At 67.2% G+C, this 21953-nt stretch carries 19 protein-coding genes and 1 pseudogene; 7 read left to right on the top strand and 13 right to left on the bottom strand.

What is annotated here, in order from left to right:
* Positions 1–22: 22 nt before the first annotated feature.
* From ASF80_RS01130 to hrcA, 9 genes are all read right to left on the bottom strand, one after another.
* Positions 23–967, bottom strand: a complete 945-nt coding sequence (locus ASF80_RS01130; RefSeq protein WP_056307255.1) for a quinone oxidoreductase family protein — start codon at positions 965–967, stop codon at positions 23–25.
* Complete coding sequence (era, locus tag ASF80_RS01125; RefSeq protein ID WP_056311591.1) at positions 967–1863, bottom strand: GTPase Era; 897 nt, start codon at positions 1861–1863, stop codon at positions 967–969. Before era ends, ASF80_RS01130 begins: the two co-directional genes overlap by 1 nt.
* Positions 1856–3151, bottom strand: coding sequence for a hemolysin family protein (locus ASF80_RS01120; protein ID WP_056307253.1), 1296 nt, complete (start codon positions 3149–3151; stop codon positions 1856–1858). The genes era and ASF80_RS01120 overlap by 8 nt, the downstream gene beginning before the upstream one ends.
* Positions 3148–3606 (bottom strand): rRNA maturation RNase YbeY, encoded by a 459-nt coding sequence (ybeY, locus tag ASF80_RS01115; RefSeq protein ID WP_056307252.1) that lies wholly within the window; start codon positions 3604–3606, stop codon positions 3148–3150. The genes ASF80_RS01120 and ybeY overlap by 4 nt, the downstream gene beginning before the upstream one ends.
* A gap of 16 nt (positions 3607–3622) precedes the next feature.
* Positions 3623–4648: a PhoH family protein gene (locus ASF80_RS01110; RefSeq protein WP_235559979.1), complete on the bottom strand. Its 1026-nt coding sequence runs from the start codon at positions 4646–4648 to the stop codon at positions 3623–3625.
* 64 nt (positions 4649–4712) lie between these two features.
* Entirely contained in the window at positions 4713–5060 is a 348-nt protein-coding gene (locus ASF80_RS01105; protein ID WP_056307247.1) for an HIT domain-containing protein, read from the bottom strand.
* Between the two features lie 44 nt (positions 5061–5104).
* Positions 5105–5833: a 16S rRNA (uracil(1498)-N(3))-methyltransferase gene (locus ASF80_RS01100; protein ID WP_056307245.1), complete on the bottom strand. Its 729-nt coding sequence runs from the start codon at positions 5831–5833 to the stop codon at positions 5105–5107.
* A gap of 14 nt (positions 5834–5847) precedes the next feature.
* Complete coding sequence (gene dnaJ, locus ASF80_RS01095) at positions 5848–6963, bottom strand: molecular chaperone DnaJ (protein ID WP_056307243.1); 1116 nt, start codon at positions 6961–6963, stop codon at positions 5848–5850.
* 39 nt (positions 6964–7002) lie between these two features.
* The gene (hrcA, locus tag ASF80_RS01090) at positions 7003–8034 is read right to left on the bottom strand and encodes a heat-inducible transcriptional repressor HrcA (protein WP_056307241.1); all 1032 of its coding nucleotides are present in this window, start codon (positions 8032–8034) and stop codon (positions 7003–7005) included.
* 91 nt (positions 8035–8125) lie between these two features.
* On the opposite strand from hrcA, the gene ASF80_RS01085 reads away from it, so the two are divergent.
* Positions 8126–9541 (top strand): carboxylesterase/lipase family protein, encoded by a 1416-nt coding sequence (locus tag ASF80_RS01085; RefSeq protein WP_056307239.1) that lies wholly within the window; start codon positions 8126–8128, stop codon positions 9539–9541.
* A gap of 16 nt (positions 9542–9557) precedes the next feature.
* Here the strand turns inward: ASF80_RS01085 and hemW are convergent, their stop codons facing one another.
* The 3 genes from hemW to lepA form a co-directional block, all read right to left on the bottom strand.
* A complete protein-coding gene (hemW, locus tag ASF80_RS01080; RefSeq protein WP_056307237.1) occupies positions 9558–10775 on the bottom strand; it encodes a radical SAM family heme chaperone HemW in 1218 nt (405 codons plus the stop codon).
* Between the two features lie 100 nt (positions 10776–10875).
* Complete coding sequence (locus ASF80_RS01075; protein ID WP_056307236.1) at positions 10876–11529, bottom strand: DUF1990 family protein; 654 nt, start codon at positions 11527–11529, stop codon at positions 10876–10878.
* A gap of 72 nt (positions 11530–11601) precedes the next feature.
* Positions 11602–13455 carry a translation elongation factor 4 gene (gene lepA / locus ASF80_RS01070; protein ID WP_056307234.1) on the bottom strand — a complete coding sequence of 618 codons (1854 nt, stop codon included), beginning with the start codon at positions 13453–13455 and terminating at the stop codon, positions 11602–11604.
* Between the two features lie 240 nt (positions 13456–13695).
* Between lepA and ASF80_RS01065 the strand changes: the two genes are divergently transcribed.
* From ASF80_RS01065 to ASF80_RS01045, 5 genes are all read left to right on the top strand, one after another.
* Positions 13696–14679: an ABC transporter permease gene (locus tag ASF80_RS01065; protein WP_056307232.1), complete on the top strand. Its 984-nt coding sequence runs from the start codon at positions 13696–13698 to the stop codon at positions 14677–14679.
* Positions 14679–15605: an ABC transporter permease gene (locus ASF80_RS01060; RefSeq protein WP_235559844.1), complete on the top strand. Its 927-nt coding sequence runs from the start codon at positions 14679–14681 to the stop codon at positions 15603–15605. The genes ASF80_RS01065 and ASF80_RS01060 overlap by 1 nt, the downstream gene beginning before the upstream one ends.
* Complete coding sequence (locus tag ASF80_RS01055) at positions 15602–17533, top strand: ABC transporter ATP-binding protein (RefSeq protein ID WP_056307230.1); 1932 nt, start codon at positions 15602–15604, stop codon at positions 17531–17533. The genes ASF80_RS01060 and ASF80_RS01055 overlap by 4 nt, the downstream gene beginning before the upstream one ends.
* Positions 17534–17650: 117 nt before the next feature.
* Positions 17651–19363 carry an ABC transporter family substrate-binding protein gene (locus ASF80_RS01050; RefSeq protein WP_056307228.1) on the top strand — a complete coding sequence of 571 codons (1713 nt, stop codon included), beginning with the start codon at positions 17651–17653 and terminating at the stop codon, positions 19361–19363.
* 85 nt (positions 19364–19448) lie between these two features.
* Complete coding sequence (locus ASF80_RS01045; protein ID WP_082488135.1) at positions 19449–20267, top strand: alpha/beta fold hydrolase; 819 nt, start codon at positions 19449–19451, stop codon at positions 20265–20267.
* On the opposite strand, the pseudogene ASF80_RS01040 reads toward ASF80_RS01045, so the two are convergent.
* A pseudogene (locus tag ASF80_RS01040) lies at positions 20167–21477 on the bottom strand (MFS transporter); the annotation flags it as partial. The gene ASF80_RS01045 and the pseudogene ASF80_RS01040 sit on opposite strands and share 101 nt — an antisense overlap.
* A gap of 325 nt (positions 21478–21802) precedes the next feature.
* Between ASF80_RS01040 and rpsT the strand changes: the two are divergent.
* Positions 21803–21953 (top strand): 30S ribosomal protein S20 (rpsT, locus tag ASF80_RS01035; protein ID WP_414845669.1); only part of this gene is annotated, 151 nt, incomplete at its 3' end.

The following is a 21953-nucleotide window of genomic DNA, read 5'->3' as shown; positions in this document are numbered from 1 at the left end:
CAGGATTGATCGACGCGTCCGACTACGGCGACGGGATCAGCGCGAGCTTGCCGCCGGGGTGCTCGTCGGCGAGGAGCGCGAGCGCTGCCGGTGCCTCCTCCAGAGCGAAGGTCCTCGCCAGCGGGACGGCCAGCTCTCCCGCCTGCGCGAGCGCGACCAGCTCCCCCCGAACGGCATCCCGGAATCGCGCACTGTCGGGCATCGAGCCTGCGATCGCCAGGATGCCGTCGCTCTTCGCCCTGCCCGGAGCGGCGATCGTCACGATACGACGCCGGTCGGAGACGAGTTCGAGCGACACGTCGACGGCCTCATCGGTGCCCACGGCGTCGAGCCCCGCAGAGACGGACACGCCGGCTGCGGCCTCTCGGACCCGGTCGGCGAGGCCGGATCCGTAGCTCACGGGGATGCCGCCGAAGCGCTCGACGACGCCGAACCTGCCGGCGCTGGCGGTGCCGATCACTCGGATTCCCCGAAGTGCGGCCTGCTGCAGCACGCTCACTCCGACGGCGCCGGATGCACCGTGCAACAGGATCGTCTCACCGCGGGTGGCACCGGTCACATCCAGCATCTCTGCCGCCGTGGTGCCGGCGAGGAGCAGGTTGGCCGCCTCGGGATGCGTGAGCGTGGTCGGCTTCGCGAAAGCCTTCTCTGCCGGGATCGTGAGCTCGGTGGCGTACCCGCCCTGCACGCGGAACGCGATGACCTCGTCGCCGACCGCAGCGTCGCCCGACCCGATCCTCGTGTGCGGTCCGAGCGCCGTGATCTCACCCGAGATCTCGTATCCGATCGGCACCGGGAGTTCGGCGCCTGGCCTGGCCGCGGCGACATGCTTGGCGTCCGCCGGATTCACTCCGGCCGCGTGCACCCGGATGGTGACCTCACCGGGGCCCGGACGCGGCACCTCGTACTCGACGAACTGCCAGGCATCCGGCAAGCCCCAGGAGGTGGCGATCCAGTGGCGGGCCATCAGAAGCCGAGACGTCCGAGCTGCTTCGGGTCGCGCTGCCATTCCTTCGCGACCTTCACGTGCAATCCCAGGAACACCCGGGTACCCAGGAGCTCCTCGATGCCGACGCGCGCGCGACGCCCCACGTCGGCGAGGCGCTTGCCCTTGTGGCCGATGATGATCGCCTTCTGACTGTCGCGCTCGACCACGATCGATGCGTGCACGTCGGTCAGGTCGGTGCCCTCACGCGGTGCGATGTCGTCGATCACGACAGCGATCGAGTGCGGAAGCTCGTCGCGGACGCCGTCGAGCGCAGCCTCGCGGATCATCTCCGCGATCCGGTCCTCCTCCGACTCGTCGGTGGTGACGCCCTCGCCGTAGAGCGCCGGCCCCTCGGGCATGAGGGAGAGCACCTCGTCGGCGAGCACCTCGAGCTGGTCGTTCGTGAGCGCGGAGATCGGGATCACGGCGTCCCAGTCCTCGCGGAGCGCATCGACCTCCATGAGTCGTTCGGTGATGTCGTCGCGGCTGGCCGCATCGGTCTTCGTGACGATCGCGATCTTCTTGGCGCGGCGATATCCGTCGAGCGACGCGGCGATGCGGCGATCACCAGGACCGACCTTCTCAGTCGCGGGCACGCAGAACCCGATGACGTCGACGTCGCCGAGAACCTGCTCGACGAGATCGTTCAGCCGCTCGCCCAGGAGCGTCCGGGGCTTGTGGATGCCGGGGGTGTCCACGATGACGAGCTGCCCCTCCGGGCGGTTGACGATCCCGCGGATCGCCCGTCGTGTGGTCTGGGGCTTCTCGCTCGTGATCGCGATCTTCTCGCCGACCAGCGCGTTCGTGAGAGTCGACTTCCCGACGTTCGGCCGCCCCACGAAGGTCACGAATCCGCTTCGCGTCTGCTCAGTCATCGTCGTCATCTCTCTCATCTGCGGTCGATTCCGCGTCGTGCTCTGCTCGTTCGACGAAGACCGTCGCGATTCCGCGGCCTCGCCCTCTGGAGGCTCCGCCGGTGAGCGTCAGTCCGTCGACCGTCGCCGTGGCTCCCGGCTGCGGAACCTGTCCGAGCGCCTTGCCGAGCAGACCGCCGATGGAGTCGACGTCCTCGTCCTCGAGCTCGAGGCCGAACAGATCGCCGACATCTTCCAACGAGAGTCGAGCGCTCACGCGATAGCGTCCGTCGCCGAGTTCGACGACTTCAGCCGACACCTGATCGTACTCGTCGGAGATCTCGCCCACGAGTTCCTCGATGAGGTCCTCGAGCGTCACGAGTCCCGAGATTCCGCCGTGTTCGTCGATCACCAGGCACACGTGCACGGCATCCCGCTTCATCTGCTGCAGGAGCGTCTCCGCGCGCATGGACTCGGGGACGAAGGTCGCCGGCCGCGAGATGGGTCGGATGGATGCCGCTCGCCACGCGTTCTCGTCGCGGAAGGCGAACAGCACGAGGTCCTTGAGATAGAGCACTCCGACGACGTCGTCGGCGTCATCGTCGACCACCGGCATGCGCGAGACGCCGCGCTGCAGGAACAGCGCCATGGCCTCACTCGTCGTCGCCGTCGCGTCGACGGTCACCATCTCGGTTCGGGGCACCATCACCGCACGCACGAACTGGTCGGTGAAGTCGAAGACGGAGTGGATGAGGTCGCGGTCGTCCGCCTCGATCAGGTCGTTCGAGGCAGCCTCGTCGACCATGCTCAGCAGTTGCTCCTCCGACGTGAACGAGCTGCGCCCGCGCCCTGGAGTGACCCGGTTGCCCAGCACGACGAGCCCCTGGGCGAGCGGCCCGAGGATGACGCGCAGTCCGCGGACCACCGGCGCATTGGCGCGCAGCATCCCCTCGGCATGGTGACGGCCGAAGGATCGGGGACTCGCCCCGACCAGCACGAAGCTGATGCCCGTCATCAGCAGCGCCGCGGCGAGCATCGCCCACCAGATGTTGTCGAACAGGATGCTGAAGGCGACCGTGACGAGCACCGCTGCCGCCGTCTCGGCGAGAACGCGGATGAAGGCGACCGCGTTGACGTGTGCGTCGGGGTCCGCGGCGATGCGCACCAGCTGCCGGGCGTTGCGCCCTTCTGTACCCATCTCGGCGATGTCGGAGCGCGACGTGACGCCGAAGGCCGCATCGATCGCGGCCATGAGGCCGCCGAACGCGACCAGCAGAACGGCGCCGGCGAGAAGGAGGGCCGCGGTCATCGTCGACGTTCAGCCGCGGCGAAGCCCTGGATGAGCTCCTTCTGCAGTCCGAACATCTCGCGCTCCTCGTCGGGTTCGGCGTGGTCGAACCCGAGCAGGTGGAGCAGCCCGTGAGTGGTGAGCAGGATCAGCTCGTCCATCAGCGTGTGACCGGCGGCCTGGGCCTGCGCCTCGGCGACCTGCGGGCAGAGCACGATGTCGCCGAGCAGCCCGGGGGCGGTCGGGCGGTCCTCGGTGCCGGGGCGCAGCTCGTCCATCGGGAAGCTGAGCACGTCCGTGGGGCCCGGCTCGTCCATCCACTGCACGTGGAGGGCCTCCATGGCGCCCTCGTCGACGAGCACGATCGCGACCTCGGCGTCAGGGCTGACATGCATCTGCGCGAGGTTGAAGTCGGTCAGTCGCTGCAGCACCGTCTCGTCGACGTCGATGGCCGACTCGTTGTTGATCTCGATCATGGCTGTGCTCGTTTCATCAGGAGAGGCCGCGTTTCGGCATCCGGTCCCGGGGTCCTGGTCGTTGTGCGCCTCGGCGGTCGGCGCGATTGGCGAACTCGGCAGCCTGCTCGCGCTCGAAGCGCTGAGCGGTGCGGCGTTCGTCGTACTCGCTGTACGCATCGACGATGCGGCCGACGAGAGAGTGACGCACCACGTCCTCACTCGTGAGGCGAGCGAAGTGGATGTCGTCGATTCCGTCGAGCACGCGCGTCACGAGACGCAGTCCCGACGAGCCCTGGGGAAGATCCACCTGGGTGATGTCGCCCGTGACGACCATCTTCGAGCCGAAGCCGAGACGCGTCAGGAACATCTTCATCTGCTCGGGCGTGGTGTTCTGCGCCTCGTCGAGCACCACGAACGAGTCGTTGAGCGTGCGGCCGCGCATGTACGCGAGGGGTGCCACTTCGATCGTCCCCGTCGCCATCAGGCGAGGGACGATCTCGGGGTCCATCATCTCGTTCAGCGCATCGTAGAGCGGGCGCAGGTACGGGTCGATCTTGTCGGTGAGAGTGCCGGGCAGGAACCCCAGTCGCTCGCCGGCCTCGACGGCAGGACGCGTGAGGATGATCCTGGTGACCTCCTTGCGCTGCAGCGCCTGGACGGCCTTCGCCATCGCGAGGTAGGTCTTTCCGGTACCGGCCGGGCCGATGCCGAAGACGATCGTGTTCTCCTCGATCGCGTCGACGTACTCCTTCTGGCCGAGGGTCTTGGGGCGGATGACCTTGCCCCTGGTCGACAGGATGGCCTCGCCGAGCACCTCGCTCGGGCGGGGACCACCGTCATTGCGCAGGAGACGCGCCGAGCTGGTCACATCGCTCGGAGCGAGGTCGTGGCCGGCCTTCGTCATGGTCATCAGCTCGTCGACGAGTGTCTTCGCCTTCGCGACGGCGTCAGCCGCACCCGTGAGGGTGATCTCGTTGCCTCGCACGAGCACCTGGACGTCTCGGTGCTCCTTCTCGAGCATCCGCAGCAGTCGGTCCTGGGGGCCGAGGAGCTGCACCATGGCGACACCGTCGGCGTAGATCTTCTCGACGGCGGTGTCGGATGCGGTCACGGAATCGTTTTCGTCAGAAGCCAACGAGCTTGTTCTCCTCGATGTTGCCGAGCACATGGGCGTGCACGTGGAAGACGGACTGGGCGGCGCTCGCGCCGTTGTTGAAGATGAGGCGGTACTCGCCGTTCGCGTGCTCGGACGCGAGCTGCGCGGCCGCTGCGACGATCTCCGCGAGCAGACCGGGGTCACCCGCCGCCAGCTCGGTGACGTCGCGATAGTCCTCGGTCTTGGGGATCACGAGCGCATGGAGCGGCGCCTGCGGGTTGATGTCACGGATCGCGAACACCCGACCGGTGTCGAGCAGGATCTCGCCGGGGATGTCACCGTTCAGGATGCGCGTGAAGATCGAGGGCTCGGACATGCTCTCAGTCTACTGATCGCAGCGCGGACGGGCCCCTCGCGCGATCACCAGCGACCGAGCGCCACGGACAGGACCGCGATGGCCGCGGGGCCCGCTGTCGAGGTGCGCAGCACCGTGTCTCCGAGCAGCACGCGTTCGGCACCGGCGTCGGACAGCTTCGCCAGCTCATCATCCGAGATGCCGCCTTCCGGTCCGACCACGAGCACGAGGTCTCGCCCGTCGGGCTCGAGCTCCGACAACCGGGTGGTCGCGCTCGGATCGAGCAGCAGCACGCGCTCGGACGACGCACGCTTCACGAGATCTGCGGTCGATGCCGGGACCGACACCTCAGGAACCCATGCCCGATGCGCCTGCTTGGCTGCCTCGCGGACGATGGTCGCCCAGCGCTCTCGGCCTTTGACCGCCTTGGCGCCCTCCCACCTCGAGATGCTGCGGCTCGCCTGCCATGGCACGATCTCGTCGACGCCGAGCTCGCAGGCGGCCTGCACCGCGAGCTCGTCGCGATCGCCCTTCGCCAGCGCCTGCACGAGGACGAGACGAGGAGTGGGCGCGGGATCTGCCGATCGCTCGGACACACGGACGTCGACACGGGAGGGCGAGACCTCCTCGGCGACACCGGTGAGCCACACGCCCGCGCCGTCGCCGACCGTCACCGCCTCGCCGACGCGGAGTCGGCGGACCACCGCGGCGTGCTTGGCCTCGGCCCCGGTGAGCGACACGAGGTCGCCGACTGCGGCATCCGACGACGATTCGACGAGGAAGTGCAGAGCCATGAGCGCCGTCCGGGTCAGTGCGAGCGGAAGCGGTCGCGGAGCTTCGAGAAGAGTCCCTGCTGGAACTGCGCGAGCTGGGGGCCCGGCGCCTTCGTCTTCTTCGCGAAGTCCTCGATGAGCGCCCGCTGTGCGGAATCGAGCTTGGTCGGGGTGACAACCTGGACGCCGACGCGCAGATCGCCGCGCTGGCTGCCTCGCAGCGGAGTGATGCCGCGGCCCTTGATCGTCAGGACGTCACCCGACTGCACACCGGAGCGGACCTCGAGGTCGACCTCGCCGTCGAGCCCCTGGATCGTGGTCTCGGTGCCCAGGATCGCGTCGGGCATCGAGACCTCGAGGGTCGCCAGCAGATCGTCGCCGTCACGGCTGAACGAAGGGTGCGGATTGACCGTGACCTCGACGTACAGGTCGCCGTTCGGGCCGCCGGCCTTGCCGACCTCGCCGGAGCCGGGGAGCTGAAGACGCAGACCCGTCTCGACGCCGGCCGGGATGTCGAGCGAGACCGTGCGACGCGAGCGCACGCGTCCCTGACCGCCGCAGGTGCCGCATGGGTACGGGATGGTCGTGCCATAGCCTTCGCAGGTGCCGCAGGGCTGGGACGTCACGACGTTGCCGAGTAGGCTGCGCACCTGGCGCTGCACGTGACCGGACCCTCCGCAGATGTCGCAGGTGACGGGAGACGTGCCTTCCTGGCAGCACGAACCGTTGCAGGTCTCGCACAGCACCGCCGTGTCGACCTCGATGTCGCGATGCGCACCGAACACGACGTCGCCCAGATCGAGCGTCACGCGGACCAGGGCATCCTGCCCGCGCTCCCGGCGGGACCGCGGACGCGCTCCCCTGCCGCCGCCTTGCCCCGCACCGAAGAACGTCTCGAAGATGTCGCCGAAACCGCCGAAGCCGCCGAAGTTCCCGGCCGCGCCGTCTCCGCCGCCCATGTCGTAGCGACGACGCGAATCGTCGTCGCTGAGCACGTCGTACGCGTGCGTGACGAGCTTGAACCGCTCGGCGGCGTCTTCACCCGGGTTCACGTCGGGGTGGAGCTGACGAGCCAGGCGTCGGTACGCCTTCTTGATCTCGTCGGTGGAGGCGTCACGGGAGACGCCGAGTACCTCGTAGTGGTCTGCCACAATGGCCCTTCTGCGTGTGCTGTTCTCTGGGCGCCCGCGTCAGCGGGACGCCTCGTCTTCATCGAGCATCCGCGAAAGGTAGCGGGCCACAGCCCGCGCAGCCGCGAGATTGCTCGGATAGTCCATGCGCGTCGGCCCCATCACGCCGACACGCGCCGTGCCGCTGGGCGCGGCGTAGTTGCTGGCCACGATCGATGCCTCGCCGAGGCCGAACGAGGCGTTCTCCGTGCCGATGCTGGCCGCGAGGCCATGAGAATCCGCCTCCATCTCGCTCATCAGGCGCAGCAGGGTGACCTGCTCCTCGATCGCCTCGAGCAGAGGGTGGATGCTGCCGCGGAAGTCCTGCTCGCGTCGCGCCAGGGTCGCGGCTCCCGCCATCACCAGGCGCTCCTGGCGGAAAGCACCGAGCTCGTCGATGATGATCGTCGCGAGAGCCCGGAGCGCCACGTCGTTCGGGTGCTCGTCTGCGGCGAGCAGGTTCTGCAGCCGCTCGGCCGCATCGCTCACCGCCCGCCCCGTGATGAGCGCCGACAGTCGCGCACGGAGGATCGCCATGTCGGCTTCATCGACGTCGACCGGCAGCGGCGCCATGCGCTGGGAGACCCCACCCGCATCGGTGACGAGGACGATCAGCAGCCGGTTGGGCGACAGCGCGACGAGTTCGAGATGCGTGAGGTGCGCCCGCGCGAACGAGGGGTACTGAGCGAGTGCGACCTGGCCCGTGAGCTGGGTGAGCACGCGGACGGTGCGCACCATCAGGTCGTCGAGGTCGGAGGGTGCCGTCAGGAACGACTCGATCGCCGTGCGCTGCGCGACCGTGAGCGGACGCAGCTGCGCGAGGTGGTCGACGAAGACGCGGTAGCCCTTGTCGGTCGGGACGCGGCCGGACGATGTGTGAGGTGCGGCGATGAGCTCTTCGTCTTCGAGCAGTGCCATGTCGTTGCGGATCGTCGCGGCGGACACACCGAACGAATAGCGGTCGACGATCGATCGACTGCCGACCGGCTCGTGCGTCTCGACGTAGTCCTGCACGATCGCGCGGAGAACCTGGAGGCCTCTTTCACTGACCATCGCAACTCCCTCCCTCTGGCACTCACTGGGTACGAGTGCCAATTCTACCCGCCGAGGCGGGTGCCGCGCTGATCCCCCTACGATGACGGGTATGAGTGTCGCGCCGCAGGTCACCGTGTCCACCGGAATCGTGCGGGGCGAAGCGATCGACGGAGTGCGTCGCTACCTGGGCATCCCGTACGCCGCCGCTCCGTTCGGGCCGAACCGCTTTCGCGGGCCGCAGCCCGCTCCCGCGTGGGAGGGCGTCCGCGACGCCACGGCGTTCGGGCCGACTGCTCCGCAGCATCCGTACCCCGGGGCGATCGGCGACCTGCTGGGTTCGGTCGAGATCCCGGGAGACGAGATCCTCTCCATCAACATCTGGGCGCCGGAGGATGCCGCGGGCGCGCCGGTCGTGCTCTGGATCCACGGCGGTGCGCTCGAACGGGGTACCGCCGCACTCCCTCTCTACGACGGGGCCGCGTTCGCCCGGGCCGGGATCGTGTTCGCGTCGATCAACTACCGTCTGGGCTCCGAGGGCTTCTCCGTGCTCGACGGTGCCCCTCGGAATCTCGGCCTGCGGGACGCCGCGGCCGGGCTCGCCTGGGTGCACGGCGAGATCGCCTCGTTCGGCGGCGACCCGTCGCAGATCACGGCCATGGGCGAATCCGCCGGAGGCGCGATCGTCGCCGGTCTGCTCGCGAACCCCTCGTCCCGCTCGCTGATCGCGCGGGCGATCATCGAATCCGGACCGCTCGAGGCGCAGACCGCGAAGAAAGCGGGCCGCGTCACGGCGCAGCTGGCGAAGCGGCTCGGCGTCAGAGCCGACCGCGCGAGCTTCCTCGGAGCAACTCCCGCGAAGCTGCTCCATGCGCGCAGGCGACAGGCCGCCGGCTCGTCGCCGCTGGGCGGGGCCCCGGGGTTCCAGTTCGCGGTGGATGCCGAGTCTCTTCCCCACTCGCCGCACGAGGTCCTCGCCGACACTGACGTCCCGCTTCTCATCGGGAGCAACACCGACGAGTATCGCCTCTGGTTCCCTCCGGCAGCCCTCGCCGGCATCAGTCCGGCGAAGCTGCTGCTCGCACGACTCGCCCTGAGGATCCCGCGGACGGCCGTCGCGGCCTATCGTGCGACCTTCCCCGGAGCCTCCACGGGCGAGATCTTCGGCCAGCTCGCCACAGACATCATGCTGCGCGCGCCCCTGACCCGGCTGGCCAGTGCGCGCACGGCGCCGACCTATGTCTACGAGTTCGCCTGGCAGAGCACTGTCCGCGACCTGCGTGCAGCCCACGCTCTCGAGCTGGGCTTCGTGTTCGACCGTCTCGGCGATCCAGAAGCACAACGGCTCGCCGGTGCCGATGCGCCGCAGGACCTCGCAGAGGAGATGCACTCGGCGTGGATCGCCTTCATCAAGACCGGTGACCCGGGGTGGTCGCGGTTCGGCCCCGAACGGATGACGCGACTGTTCGACACCCAGACCTCCACCGTCGCACAGCGACGTACAGGGGCACTCGACCTGCTGCCGTAGCGACCCCGACCGGTGGTCAGTCCGTGAGCTCGCGCACCACGGCGTCAGCGAGAAGGCGTCCGCGCAGCGTGAGCTGCACGCGCCCGCGCACCGCGGCGGCGGGGTCGACGAGGCCGTCCGCGATCAGGCCGGCGACACGCGCGCGCTTGTCCGGCTGCAGGTCGGTGACCGCGATCCCCTCGCGGATGCGGCTCAGCAGCAGGACCCGCTCGAGGGTCCTCGATTCCGCATCAGGACGCTCGGTTCCGGCAGCAGGCGACTCCTCGGCGGCGAGACGCTGCGCATAGGCGGCCGGGTGCTTCACGTTCCACCACCGGAGCCCTGCGACGTGGCTGTGCGCGCCGGGGCCGAAGCCCCACCAGTCGCTCCCCCGCCAGTACGCGAGGTTGTGTCGCGAGCGCTGTTCCACAGTGCGCGACCAGTTGCTGATCTCGTACCAGTCGAAGCCCGCCGCTGCGAGACGCGCATCGGCGAGCTCGTACATGTCGGCCTGCAGGTCGTCGTCCGGCGTCGGCACCTCGCCTCGGCGGATCTGCCGCGCGAGCTTCGTGCCGTCCTCGATGATCAGCGCGTAAGCCGAGATGTGGTCCGACTCGAGTGCGAGCGCCGCATCGAGCGATGCCTCCCAATCACCGAGCGACTCACCGGGGGCGCCGTAGATGAGGTCCACGCTGACCGCGAGGCCTGCGTCCTTCGCCGCAGCGACCGCCGTCGTCACATTCTCGGGGCGATGGGTGCGGTCGAGAGCGGCGAGCACATGCGGCACTGCCGACTGCATGCCGATCGAGAGCCTCGTCACACCGGCATCCGCGAGTGTGCGGGCGACCTCGGGCGTCACCGTGTCGGGGTTCGCCTCGACTGTCACCTCGGCGCCGTCCGTCAGACCGAACGCGTCGGTCGCCGCACCGAGCATCCGGGCGAGATCTCCCGCGGGCAGGAGAGTCGGCGTGCCTCCGCCGAAGAACACCGTGTCCATCGGGCGCAGTGCGCCCGCATCCTCAAGAACGCGCTTCGCCAGGTCGATCTCGGTGATCAGCGTCGAGGCGTAGTCCTCCTGCTTCGCACCGCGAAGCTCGCCGGACGTATAGGTGTTGAAGTCGCAATAGCCGCAGCGCACCCGGCAGAAGGGGACGTGCAGATAGGCCGAGAACGGCACAGCCGGGTCGATCGTGAGATCGGACGGAAGGCGTCCGTCTGCCGGTGCCGGATCGCCCAGGGGAAGGGGACCGGCCATCAGAGAACCGTGGCCATCAGTGAACCGTGGCCATCAGAGAACCGTGGCCATCAGAGAACCGTGGCCATCAGAGAACCGTGGCCATCAGAGAACCGTGCCATCAGACCGGAGTCGCGTAGAGCGGCGAGATCGCTCGCAGGTAGCGTGCGAACAGCTCGCGGCGACGGCGCTTCACGAGCGCGGGGACGACGCGGTAGAGCAGGGAGTTCGGCGCATCGAATGCGCGTACCGAGAACCACACCTCGTCGTTGTCCTCGCGCCAGTCGATGTCGAAGGATTCCTCACCGCGCACGACCGAGCCGCCGACCGTGCCCAGCACGAATCCGATGCGGCGCTTCTCTTCGGTGACCGAGATCACACGGAGTTCGGCATCCGCGCGCATCCCGCTCACACGCCCGTGCAGACGAAGGGTCATCCCCGGCCCTGCGAACGGAGTGCCCTCGGCATCGAAGCGCTGCTCGACGTCGTTCTTGCTCGGGGCGATCGGGTTGCCCTCCGCATCGAAGCTCACGCCGGCGTACGCGGGGCCGGGAGCCGGACGGACATCCTCGATGCTCAGCCCTGAGGCGCGCTGCGCCGTCCAGGTCAGGAGCGATTCACCGGCGGACTGGAAGCGTTCGATGCCGCTGCCGATCCGCCAGGAGTTCTCCGCCGGGAGGCTGCGCTCCGGCGGGTACTGCATCAGATCGGGCGCGTGGGTCGCACCCACGGCCGCATAGTCCACCGTGTCGTCTCGGAAAGTCCCGCGCCGCATGATTTCCAGCCTACTTCCCGTTTCCTGGACGATCACCCTCCACTCGCCGGGAACGCCCCGACCCGCAGGGTCCTACTTCTTGTCCTTGCCCTCGACATCGCCGGAGAGCGCGGCGATGAACGCCTCCTGCGGCACCTCGACACGGCCCACCATCTTCATGCGCTTCTTGCCCTCCTTCTGCTTCTCGAGGAGCTTGCGCTTGCGGCTGATGTCACCGCCGTAGCACTTGGCGAGCACGTCCTTGCGCAGCGCCCTGATCGTCTCGCGGGCGATGATCCTGGCACCGATGGCGGCCTGGATCGGCACCTCGAAGTTCTGGCGAGGGATCAGCTTGCGCAGTCGCTCCGTCATCAGCGTGCCGTAGGCGTAGGCCTTGTCGCGGTGCACGATCGAGCTGAACGCGTCGACCTTGTCACCCTGCAGCAGGATGTCGACCTTGACCAGGTCCGCCTCCTGCTGTCCGGCGGGCTCATAGTCGAGCGAGGCATAGCCCTGTGTCTTGGACTTGAGCTGGTCGAAGAAGTCGAAGACGATCTCACCGAGCGGCATCATGTAGCGGAGCTCGACGCGCTCCTCGGAGAAGTACTCCATGCCCAGCAGTGCTCCGCGACGCGACTGGCAGAGCTCCATGACCGTGCCCACATAGTCCTTCGGCAGCAGGATCGCGGTCTTCACCATCGGCTCGGACACCGAGCCGATGCGCCCGTCGGGGTACTCGCTCGGGTTGGTCACCGTCACGGTCTCGCCCGTGTCGCTCGTGAGCACCTCGTAGATCACGCTGGGTGCGGTGGTGATGAGGTCGAGGCCGAATTCGCGCTCGAGCCGCTCGGTGATGATCTCGAGGTGCAGGAGTCCCAGGAACCCGCAGCGGAAGCCGAAACCGAGGGCGACGGACGTCTCAGGCTCGTACTGCAGTGAGGCGTCGGAGAGCTTGAGCTTGTCGAGCGCCTCGCGGAGCTCCGCGTAGTCGCTGCCGTCGATCGGGTAGACCCCCGAGAAGACCATCGGTTTCGGGTCGGTGTAGCCCGGCAGAGCCTGGGTCGAGGGCTTGCGTGCCGTCGTGATCGTGTCACCGACCTTCGACAGCCGGACGTCCTTCACGCCGGTGATGAGGTAGCCGACCTCGCCGACACCGAGCCCCTTGGAGGGCACCGGTTCGGGGCTGGACACGCCGACCTCGAGCGCCTCGTGGTTGGCGCCCGTCGACATCATCTGGATGCGCTCGCGGGGCGACAGGCTGCCGTCGATCATGCGGACATAGGTGACGACACCGCGGTAGGCGTCGTAGACGGAGTCGAAGATCATGGCTCGGGCAGGCGCGTCGGCGTCGCCGACGGGTGCCGGGATCTCCTTGACCAGACGGTCGAGCAGCTCCTCGACCCCCACACCGGTCTTGCCCGAGACGCGCAGCACGTCTTCGGGCTTGCCACCGATGAGGGATGCCAGTTCCTTGGCGTACTTGTCGGGATCAGCGGCCGGCAGATCGATCTTGTTGAGCACAGGGATGATGTGCAGGTCGTTCTCGAGCGCCAGATAGAGATTCGCAAGGGTCTGAGCCTCGATGCCCTGTGCGGCGTCGACGAGCAGGATGGCTCCCTCGCATGCGGCGAGAGAGCGCGACACCTCATAGGTGAAGTCGACGTGGCCGGGGGTGTCGATCATGTTGAGCGCGAAGGTCTCGCCCTCGATCTCCCACGGCATCCGCACGGCCTGGCTCTTGATGGTGATCCCGCGCTCGCGCTCGATGTCCATGCGGTCGAGGTACTGGGCGCGCATGTCACGGTCCGAGACCACGCCGGTGATCTGGAGCATGCGGTCGGCGAGGGTCGACTTGCCGTGATCGATGTGCGCGATGATGCAGAAATTGCGGATCTGCTTCGCAGGCGTCGCGGCAGGCTGAAGAGGAGTGAGGGCGCGTGGTGACATGTCCCGTCGATTCTACGGTGAGGCGAGGCTTATGCTCGCTTCGCCCGATCCGGTGATATTCTGCCGAGGTTGCCCGGGAGCCATCCGTGACACCGGATCCCGTGAGCGATAAGACTCCGTCACAGACCAAGTGCAGGCGTCGTGTCGCGCAGATCGGCAGATGGTGATTGACTGTCTTCCCGGCTCAGCGTTGCGTCGGCGGATCCCGCGCGCGTCTGTAGAAGAGAAAGAATCATCACCTTGATCAAGTATCTGTTGCGCCGCCTGTTCGGTTGGGTGCTGATGATCGTCATCGCGACGAACATCACCTACTTCCTCGCGTGGCTCTATCTCGACCCGGAGAACAACTACGTCGGGCGTCGTCCTCCGCTGTCGGCCGATCAGATCGACAGCCTGCTGCGTCCTCGCAATCTGAGCGAGTCGGTACCTCTCATCGAGCGGTGGTGGACCTGGTTCTCCAACATCCTCTTCCACTGGAACTGGGGCCTCAGTCCCACAGGTGAGTCGGTCAACGAGCAGGTCGCCTACCGCGTCTGGATCAGTGCCGAGCTCGTGCTCGGTGCGACGATCATCACGACGATCCTCGGCATCGCCCTCGGCGTGTACACCGCCTCGCGGCAGTACAAGCTCGCCGACCGGATCGGTCAGGGCACCAGCATCATCACGATGAACATCCCGACCGTGGTCGCCGGCTTCGCTCTGGTCCTCCTGGCGATCAACTTCAACAACGCCGTCGGCACGACGGTCTTCTACGTGGTGGGTTCGTCCAGTCAGGGGGTGGAGGGCTTCTTCCCCGTCCTCATAGATGTGCTGCAGCATCTGACACTCCCCACATTGGGCCTCGTGCTCACCGGGTATGCGGGCATCCACTTCCTGCAGCGTTCGCTGCTGCTCGACAACATCAAGGCCGACTACGTGCGCACCGCACGGGCGAAGGGCCTCACCAAGCAGCAGGCGATCCGCAAGCACGCGCTGCGGACCTCGCTGATCCCGGTCACGACGCAGGTCGCGTTCACGATCCCCGCGGTCTTCACCGGAGCGGTGCTGACGGAGACGATCTTCAACTGGAACGGAATGGGTCGCTACTTCATCCAGACCCTCAACAACAACGACATCCACGGCGTGGTCGCGGTCGCGGCATTCGGCGCCCTGATGACGGCGATCGGCGCGATCCTCGCGGACATCGCCGTCGTCGTCCTCGATCCGAGAGTGCGGGTGAGCTGATGGCTCTGGAAAGCATCGGGGTCTCCCCCGAGATCGCAGAAAAGCCCGAACGTCCGAAGAACCGCAAGCGGACCTCCATGCTGACGCTGTACACGCGTCGGTTCATGCGCAACCGCGGCGCGCTGATCGGCGTCGTGATCCTCGCTCTGCTGGTGGTGTTCGCGATCGTCGGGCCTCTCATCGCGCCGTATTCGCACACCGACCTCGACTTCCTCGCGCTTCGCCAGGCCCCCTCGGCCGAGCACTGGTTCGGGACGAACGGTTCGGGCAACGACAACTTCGCCCAGGTGGCCGTCGGCCTCCAGCGCTCCATGATGATCGCCGCGCTCGTCGCGATCGGCACCACTGTCGTCTCGGCGCTCATCGGCGCCACCGCCGCCTACTTCGGCGGCCGGTACGAGCGGATCATGCTCGCGATCATCCACTTCATGATGGTGGTCCCGAACTTCCTGATCCTCGCGATGATCTCGAACGACGCCGGCGGAAACTGGCTCGTGATCTCGCTCGTGATGATCTTCGTCGTCGGCTGGTTCTTCCCCGCGCGCATCATCTGGACGCTCTCGCTCTCGATCCGTGAGCGCGAGTACGTGCACGCCGCACGGTACGCCGGCCTCTCGGGCATGCGCATCGTCATCCGCCACATGCTGCCGAACATCGGTTCGCTGCTCGTGATCAACTTCACGCTCGGCGTCGTCTCGGCCGTTCTCACCGAGACCGCACTCTCGTTCCTCGGCTTCGGTGTGAAGCTGCCGGATGTCTCGCTCGGTGCGCTCATCGGCTACGGCTCGAGCACGCTCGTGAGCGCGCCGTGGCTGTTCTACTTCCCCGCGGCGGCGCTGACGCTGCTCACCGTCTCGATGGCTCTCATCGCCGACGGTCTGCGCGACGCCCTCGATCCGACCTCGGCGGCTGGAGGTCGCGCATGAGTACTGTTCTGTCCGTCCGCGACCTCAAGGTCAGCTTCCCGTCCGAAGCGGGCCGCGTCGACGCCGTGCGCGGCGTCTCGTTCGACCTCGAAGCAGGAAAGACGCTCGGCATCGTCGGCGAATCCGGCTCGGGCAAGTCCGTCACGTCCCTCGCGATCATGGGCCTGCTCGACGACAACGCCAAGGTCACCGGCTCCATCGTCTACGACGGCCAGGAGCTGCTCGGCAAGACCGACAAGCAGCTCTCGGTGATCCGCGGCAACGGCATGGCGATGGTCTTCCAGGACCCGCTCACCTCGCTCACCCCGGTGTTCACGATCGGCGACCAGCTGATCGAGGCGCTCACCGTGCACCGCCGACTGTCGAAGAAGGAGGCCTGGGACCGCTCGGTGGAGCTGCTGAAGCTCGTCGGGATCCCCGAGGCCGAGCGCCGCATGAAGGCGTTCCCGCACGAGTTCTCCGGCGGAATGCGCCAGCGCGTCGTGATCGCGATCGCGATGGCCAACGACCCGAAACTGATCATCGCCGACGAGCCGACAACCGCGCTCGACGTGACCATCCAGGCGCAGATCCTCGAACTCATGGAGAAGGCGCAGGAGGAGACCGGCGCCGCGATGATGATCATCACCCACGACATGGGCGTGGTCGCGAAGACGGCAGACGACGTGCTCGTGATGTATGCGGGCAAGCCCGTCGAGCAGGCCCCGGTGCGCGAGCTGTTCTACCGCACCCGGATGCCCTACTCGATCGGTCTGCTGGGAGCCATCCCTCGCGTCGACAAGACCGAGAAGGTGCCGCTGATCCCGATCAAGGGCAACCCGCCTCTGCTGATCAACCTGCCGGATGCCTGCCCGTTCGCTGCGCGCTGCCCGATCGCGATCGACGCGTGCCGTGAGCGGGAGCCCGATCTGCTGCCCATCACCACGAGCGGCCACGCGAATCACTCCGTCGCGTGCATCCGCGCGAACGACATCGACGACGACGGGAAGATCGGCGGACTGCCGGTGTTCCCGATCCCGGAGATCCCCGAGAGCTCGCTCGCCAAGGTGCCGCGCGAGGAACGACCCATCACTCTCGAGGCCGTCAACCTGAACAAGACGTTCCCGCTGATGAAGGGCGCCTTCTTCAAGCGCAAGGTCGGCGAGGTACGAGCGGTCAAGGGCATCAGCTTCGACATCCGTCAGGGCGAGACCCTCGCGATCGTCGGCGAATCCGGCAGCGGCAAGACGACGACCCTGCTGCAGATCATGGATCTCGTCCAGCAGGAGGACGGTGACATCCGCATCGGCGGCACGAGCGTCGCAGACATCAAGAACCGTTCGGAGGAGCGCAAGCTCCGTCGTGACCTGCAGATCGTGTTCCAGGACCCGATGGGCGCACTCGACCCCCGCATGACGGTCTGGGACATCATCGCCGAGCCGATGTTCGCGATCGGGATGAGCAAGGACGATGTGTTCGACCGCGTCGAGGAGCTCATGGGACTCGTCGGTCTCGACCCGGCACACAGCGACCGCTTCCCGCAGGCGTTCTCGGGTGGACAGCGCCAGCGCATCGGCATCGCCCGCGCGCTGTCGACGAACCCCAAGATCGTCGTTCTCGACGAGCCGGTGTCGGCTCTGGACGTCTCGATCCAGGCCGGTGTCATCAACCTGCTCGACGAGCTCAAGGCCAAGCTCGGGCTGTCGTACCTCTTCGTCGCCCACGATCTGGCCGTGGTCCGCCACATCGCCGATCGCGTCGCCGTCATGTACAAGGGATCGTTCGTCGAGCACGGCGATGTCGATCAGGTGTTCGACGATCCGCAGCATCCGTACACGAAGGCGCTGCTGTCAGCGATCCCGATTCCGGATCCCGACATCGAGCGCACGCGTGAGCGGATCATCCTCCCCGTCGAGGGTTTCGACGCCGAGGCCGTCGCCGTCAGCTGACCTGCGCACAATTGTGCACAGTCCGATAACGGTTCCGTGTCCCTGGGGTTTCGCCCGCGACATGCGGGGTTAGTCTGCCCCTATCCCAAGTAAGGCCGACAGGCACTAAGGAGTACCATGAAACGGCATCAGAAGCTGATGGGCATCGCTGCTCTCGGCGCCGCCTTCGCACTCGTCATGAGCGGGTGTGCACCGGCAGGTAACGGCGGCGGCAACGGCGAGGGCGACACCCCTCAGACGGTCGAGGGCGCGGACTACAACCCGCAGCCCCGCGAGAACCTCGCAGAGGGTGGCGAACTCCGCATCCCGATCTCGAACATCGCCGAGCAGCTGAACTACTTCCACAGCGACGGCGACGCTCGCGTCACCCAGGTCGGCACGTGGTTCCGCCCGCAGATCCTGCTGATGGATCCTGACGGCACGGTCAAGAAGAACGACGCGTACCTCGACGACTACTCCTTCGGTGTCGAAGACGGCAAGACCGTCCTGCACTTCAAGGTCAACGAGAAGGCTGTCTGGAACGACGGCACGCCGATCGACGTCACCGCGTTCAAGGCCACCTGGGAAGCCCAGAACGGCGAGAACGAGGAGTACCAGCCGAACGCGACCGACGGCTGGAAGGAGATCGAGTCCGTCGAGGCCGGCGAGAACGACCGCGACGTCATCGTCACCTTCAAGGGCGAGTTCGCCTGGCCCGAGATGGTCTACTCGCAGCTCCTGCACCCCGCCGTCAACACGCCTGAGCTCTTCAACACGGCGTTCCTCGGCGACTGGCACCCGGAGTGGGGCGCTGGCCCCTACACGGTCGACAACTTCGACAAGACCGGTGGCGTCGTCACTCTCGTCCCGAACGAGAAGTGGTGGGGCAACGCTCCGCTGCTCGACAAGGTCTCCTTCATCCAGATGGAGCCGACCGCTGCGGTCAACGCTCTGCGCAACGGCGAGGTCGACATGGCCGAGACCGGCAGCGCCGAGCTGCTCGCTCAGGTCGAGGGCCTCGAGGGCGTCAAGACCTACAAGGGTCAGGCGACCGCGAACGCGATCTTCACGCTCAACTCGTCGAACCCCGCACTCGCGGATCTCGACGTGCGCAAGGCCGTCTTCGAGGCGATCAACATCGAGCAGGTCAAGGACATCGTCTTCAACGGTCTGAACTACACCGAGGAGCCCGCAGGGTCCCTCACGCTGTTCTCGTTCCAGCCGAACTACGTCAACGCGCTGGAAGAGGCGGGCCGCAAGGACGGCGACACCGAGGGTGCCAACAAGCTCCTCGATGACGCCGGCTGGGTCGCAGGTTCCGACGGCGTCCGTGAGAAGGACGGCGTGCGTCTGTCGCTCGTCTTCCCGGTCCACTCCGACACCGAGACCGCCCGGGCCCGTTCGCTCGCAGTGCAGCAGCAGCTGAAGGAGGTCGGCGTCGAGGTGACGATCGACACCCGTCCGTCCGCCGACTTCGCCGAGGACTACACCACGCAGAACGGTGACATCTTCTTCCTCAACTTCACGTCGTCCGACCCGTTCGGTGCCGCCTGGTTCTGCCAGCTGTACTGCTCGGACAGCGGCCTGAACCTGTCGGGAACCGGCACCGAGGAGATCGACACGATGATCCACGAGGAGCTCGAGACGATCTCCGACCCGGTCGAGCAGACCAAGAAGGCCATGGAGATGGAGTCCGAGATCTTCGCGAAGACCTGGGGCATCATCCCGGTCCTCAACGGCCCGGAGATCTGGACCGTCAAGGAAGGCCTCGCCAACCTCACGCCCGAGCCCTACGTGGGTCTCGACCTCTTCGGCATCACGCCGGTGGAGAACGTGGGATACGAGAAGTAATTCCTGAGAAGGCTGACTCGATCAGTTCTTCGGGAAGCGGGGCCGGTGGTTCATCCACCGGCCCCGCTTTCTCTATGCTGAACGCGTGAGCGTCCAAATCGTCTTCGTGCACGGCATCCGCACGTCCGCGACCATGTGGCGATCGCAGCTCGCCTTCCTCGAGGAGCAGGGCATCGCGGCCACCGCCGTCGACCTCCCCGGTCACGGGACGCGCATGGCGGAGGACTTCACACTGCACGAGGCGCTGCATACGATCGATGCCGCCGTGAGAGACGCGGCGACGCGCGGTCCCGTGCTGCTCGTGGGGCATTCGATGGGTGGCCTGCTGTCGCTCGCCTATGTCGGCGGTGCTCAGACACCGCAGGTGGCGGGGCTCATCGCGGCGTCGTGCACCTCGCTCCCCCGTGGCGCCGGGCTCGCCGCCTACCGCGTCATCGCCAGAGCGGTCGATCGTCTGCCCGACCGCGGGATGTGGCTCACCGAGCGGATCCTCGAGGCGACGATCCCCGAAGAGACGCGCTCCGACTTCGCGGCCGGCGGCTATGCACTCGACACGCAGGACACCGCGCTGCGCAACCTCTCGGCACTGGACCTCGCGACAGCGGTCGGCCGCATCCGGGTGCCGCTGTGGTTCGTCAACGGCCAGTGGGACCAGCTGCGGGTGAACGAGGCACTGTTCCAACGGCTCGCGCCCCACGCCGAGCTCATCATCGTCCCTCGCACGACACACCTCGTGACGGCGATGCGGCCGCAGATCTTCAATGCCGTCGTGCGGCTGGCCGTCGCGACGATAGACGCCCGACTCACGGCTCCCGAGACGGAGCCTGGTCCTGCGACGGAGCCTGGTCCTGAGCCAGACGGTGATCCTGGTTCTGACGAGCGGGCTGTCGCGCCAGAGCGGTGAGTGCGCCGCCGACGAGCGACAACACTGCGGCTGCGACGAAAACGAGCCAGAAGCCGCCGACGAGCGCCACGAGGCCCGCACCGAGGACAGGGCCGATCAGTTGGCCGAGCGCGGCCGTCACGTTGACGATCCCGAGGTCTCGGGCGTGGTCCTTCTCGTCCGGCAGCAGGTCGGCGGCGAAGGCCAGCCCGACGGTCGAGAACGCTCCGTAGCCGAGTCCCATGAGCGCTGCGGCGATCATGGTCGCCTCGAAGGTCGGCACGACGGCGATCACGACCCCGGACGCGGCCTGCACGAGCGTGGCCAGGATCGTGAGGGTGCGCCGGTTGCCGGTGCGGTCGGACACGATGCCGGTGAGCACCGACGCGAGAACGACGAACAGCGTGTACACGACGATCAGCAGCAGCAGGTTATCCTGCGCGACGACCGTCTCCTGGTGTAGGCCGTGGAGCAGGAAGAAGAGGAAGAGAGCGGTGCCGAGCGCGTTGCCGATGTTGGTGACCAGGCGCCCCCACAGCATCCAGGAGAAGTCCCGATCGCGAAGGGATGCCAGCAGTCGACGGTCCTTCTCATCCGCTGCCGGGCTGATCGCCGTTGCCCCGACAGGCGCGGGCGGATCCGGCAGGATCAGGGCGGCACCTGTGCCGATCACCGCGATCACCGCGGCGAGCAGCAGGTAGCCGTCGCGGATCCCGAGGCCGAGGAGCACGACGAGTCCGACGCCGAGCACGATTCCCACCGCCTGGCTCGAGCCCACGGCTGCGGATGCCGCACCGCGCTGCGTCGCGGGAAGCTGGTCGGCGATCAGAGCGGTGAACGCGGCCGACGACACGGCCACACCGATCGTCACCCCGACCCAGGCTCCCCCGACGGCCCAGGGGCCCTCACTGAACCCGGTGACGACGAGGAACACGGCAGTGAGGATGACCCCGCCGATCGCCCACGGCCGCCGACGTCGCCGGCCGACGCCTGCGCGGTCGGAGAGTGCGCCCGCGACGGGCCCGGCGATGATGCCCGCCAGCCCGCCGATGCCCAGCACGAACCCGGAGGAGACGACCCCGCTGATCCAATCGTCATCAGAGGTGTTGAGCTGCAGGGGCAGGAGCAGCTGCACGGGAGTCAGCTGCACCGTCCAGATCGCCAGCCACGCGAGGGTGAACACCGTCATCCATCGCGCGCCGACCTTCTTCAGGGCGTTCACCTCTGCGCTGCCTGCGGGGTCGTCGCTGTCGCGCGGGAAAAGGGCGGGAGGGCAGAACTCATGGCGCTCCTTGACGTCGATGTCGCGACGAGGATGTCGGGATATTCATGATTGTGCACCCGGTGCCGTCCTGTGCGCGACCGAGTCTCGTTGTCACTGTCGCGTGTCGCTCCTGTCTTGGCGCACGGCCCGCGCACCGTTTAGGGCGAAACGCCCTGATGCTGGTAGAGTTGGTTCTTGGCTTGCGTGTGGGTTCTTCCCTCACGACCGCCGTGTGGAAGCCCTCTTCTTCTGCCGGCATTTCCTAACAACTCCGTACAGAAAGCGTCCACACGTGGCAAACATCAAGTCGCAGATCAAGCGCAACAAGACCAACGACAAGGCTCACGAGCGCAACAAGGCCGTGAAGAGCGAGCTGAAGACGCACATCCGCGCGACGCGCGCCGCTGTCGTCTCCGGTGACAAGGCTGCAGCCGAGGCTGCTC

Origin of the sequence: Microbacterium sp. Leaf159 (assembly GCF_001423615.1) — a bacterium.
In the GTDB taxonomy this organism is placed as follows: domain Bacteria; phylum Actinomycetota; class Actinomycetes; order Actinomycetales; family Microbacteriaceae; genus Microbacterium.
This window is presented reverse-complemented; position numbering and strand designations above follow the sequence as displayed.

Coding starts and splice junctions, on each gene's coding strand:
- ASF80_RS01060 (WP_235559844.1), top strand. CDS start 14,679: ATGGCTCTGGAAAGCATCGGGGTCTCCCCCGAGATCGCAGAAAAGCCC.
- ASF80_RS01120 (WP_056307253.1), bottom strand. CDS start 3,151: ATGACCGCGGCCCTCCTTCTCGCCGGCGCCGTTCTGCTGGTCGCGTTC.
- era (WP_056311591.1), bottom strand. CDS start 1,863: ATGACTGAGCAGACGCGAAGCGGATTCGTGACCTTCGTGGGGCGGCCG.
- ASF80_RS01105 (WP_056307247.1), bottom strand. CDS start 5,060: ATGTCCGAGCCCTCGATCTTCACGCGCATCCTGAACGGTGACATCCCC.
- ASF80_RS01050 (WP_056307228.1), top strand. CDS start 17,651: ATGAAACGGCATCAGAAGCTGATGGGCATCGCTGCTCTCGGCGCCGCC.
- lepA (WP_056307234.1), bottom strand. CDS start 13,455: ATGTCACCACGCGCCCTCACTCCTCTTCAGCCTGCCGCGACGCCTGCG.
- ASF80_RS01085 (WP_056307239.1), top strand. CDS start 8,126: ATGAGTGTCGCGCCGCAGGTCACCGTGTCCACCGGAATCGTGCGGGGC.
- ybeY (WP_056307252.1), bottom strand. CDS start 3,606: ATGATCGAGATCAACAACGAGTCGGCCATCGACGTCGACGAGACGGTG.
- ASF80_RS01130 (WP_056307255.1), bottom strand. CDS start 967: ATGGCCCGCCACTGGATCGCCACCTCCTGGGGCTTGCCGGATGCCTGG.
- hemW (WP_056307237.1), bottom strand. CDS start 10,775: ATGGCCGGTCCCCTTCCCCTGGGCGATCCGGCACCGGCAGACGGACGC.
- ASF80_RS01100 (WP_056307245.1), bottom strand. CDS start 5,833: ATGGCTCTGCACTTCCTCGTCGAATCGTCGTCGGATGCCGCAGTCGGC.
- ASF80_RS01055 (WP_056307230.1), top strand. CDS start 15,602: ATGAGTACTGTTCTGTCCGTCCGCGACCTCAAGGTCAGCTTCCCGTCC.
- ASF80_RS01075 (WP_056307236.1), bottom strand. CDS start 11,529: ATGCGGCGCGGGACTTTCCGAGACGACACGGTGGACTATGCGGCCGTG.
- ASF80_RS01110 (WP_235559979.1), bottom strand. CDS start 4,648: ATGGTGCAGCTCCTCGGCCCCCAGGACCGACTGCTGCGGATGCTCGAG.
- hrcA (WP_056307241.1), bottom strand. CDS start 8,034: ATGGTCAGTGAAAGAGGCCTCCAGGTTCTCCGCGCGATCGTGCAGGAC.